The organism is Cupriavidus gilardii (assembly GCF_008801915.1).
Taxonomy (GTDB): Bacteria; Pseudomonadota; Gammaproteobacteria; order Burkholderiales; family Burkholderiaceae; genus Cupriavidus; species Cupriavidus gilardii.
On the sequence record NZ_VZOV01000060.1, the window covers coordinates 1 to 1764 of the forward strand.

Sequence of the window (1764 nt, forward strand, 5' to 3'; positions counted from 1 at the left end):
GTTGCCCCAGGTGCCGCACCCGCATGCGATGCCGCCGCGGCGCCGTGCCGCGCGCCATCGCCTTCCAGCAGCCAGCGCGAGAACGCGCGCAGATCGTCGTGGACCAGCGTGCCGGTCGGCGCGCCCGGCGTCGGCACCGGCAAGCCCTGCCCGGAGTGCGGCGCGCACGCGCTGCACAAGGTCGACGGCTGCGCCAAATGCGCCAACTGCGGCTACGTCGGCGAGTGCGGCTGATCGCGCGCCGGATTCCCCGCTGAATGCCTCGCCGGATCCCCCGCTGGATCTCCCGCTGGATCTCCCGCTGGATCTGCGCTCGACCCCGCCGCCGATCGCCTTGCCCGGCCCCGTGACAGGCTGCCGGCCGGCGGGTCGCCATTTGCTACAATCGCCGCCATGAGTTACCAAGTTCTAGCGCGCAAATGGCGCCCCAGGGATTTCACCACGCTGGTCGGCCAGGAGCACGTGGTGCGCGCGCTCACGCATGCGCTGGAACAGCAGAGGCTGCATCACGCCTACCTGTTTACCGGTACGCGCGGCGTCGGCAAGACCACGCTGTCGCGCATCCTGGCCAAGGCGCTCAATTGCACCGGCGCTGACGGCAACGGCGGCATCACCGCGCAGCCCTGCGGCATCTGCAAGGCCTGCACCGAGATCGATGCGGGCCGCTTCGTCGACTACATCGAGATGGACGCGGCATCGAACCGCGGCGTCGACGAGATGGCCCAGCTGCTCGACAAGGCGGTCTACGCGCCGACGGTCGGACGCTTCAAGGTCTACATGATCGACGAAGTGCATATGCTGACCAACCACGCCTTCAACGCAATGCTGAAGACGCTGGAAGAGCCGCCGGGTCACGTCAAGTTCATCCTCGCTACCACCGACCCGCAGAAGATCCCGGTCACGGTGCTGTCGCGCTGCCTGCAGTTCAATCTGAAGCAGATGCCGCCCGGCCATATCGTCAGCCACCTCGACCGCATCCTGGCCGAGGAGGGCATCGCGCACGATGGCAATGCGCTGCGGCTGCTGGCGCAGGCCGCGCACGGCTCGATGCGCGACGCGCTGTCGCTGACCGACCAGGCGATCGCCTACAGCGCGGGCGAGGTGTCCGAGGCCTCGGTGCGCGGCATGCTCGGCGCGATCGACCAGAGCTATCTGGTGCAGCTGCTCGACGCGCTGGCCGCCGAGGACGGCGCCGCGATGCTGGCGGTGGCCGACAGCATGGCCGATCGCAGCCTGTCGTTCGCCGGCGCGCTGCAGGACCTCGGCTCGCTGCTGCACAAGATCGCGCTGGCGCAGGCGGTGCCGGCCTCGGTGCAGGAGGAATGGCCCGAGGCCGGCGAAGTGCGCCGCCTGGCGGCCGCCTTCGATCCGCAGGAAGTCCAGCTGTTCTACCAGATCGCCAATCTCGGCCGCAGCGAGCTCGCGCTGGCTCCGGACGAGTACGCCGGCTTCACGATGACGCTGCTGCGGATGCTGGCGTTCCGGCCTTCGGCGATGCCGTCGGCGCCGACGCCGGCGGGACCCGCGGCGACCGGCGCGCGGCGGATGCCGGGCCCGGCGATGGCCGGTGTGGCTGGCGCGGCGGCAGCGTCGACGCCGGCGGCATCGACCGCAACGGCAGCATCCGCTGCGTCTGCTCCGACCCCGAGTCCGGTCGCTGCCGGCCCGGCGACCGGCGCAACCATTGCCGCCGCCGCACCCGTGGCGGTGCCAGGTCCTCGCCCGGCCCCGTCGAGCCCGATGGCCTCGGGCGCGGCGTCCGCT

General features: G+C 71.1%; 2 protein-coding genes. Both read left to right on the plus strand.

Annotation, left to right across the window (positions count from 1 at the left end; genetic code table 11):
* Positions 1-234 (plus strand): hypothetical protein (locus F7Q96_RS26345; RefSeq protein ID WP_151023625.1); only part of this gene is annotated, 234 nt, incomplete at its 5' end.
* Between the two features lie 159 nt (positions 235-393).
* The coding region (locus F7Q96_RS26350) for a DNA polymerase III subunit gamma/tau (protein ID WP_151023627.1) at positions 394-1764 on the plus strand (1371 nt) is incomplete at its 3' end.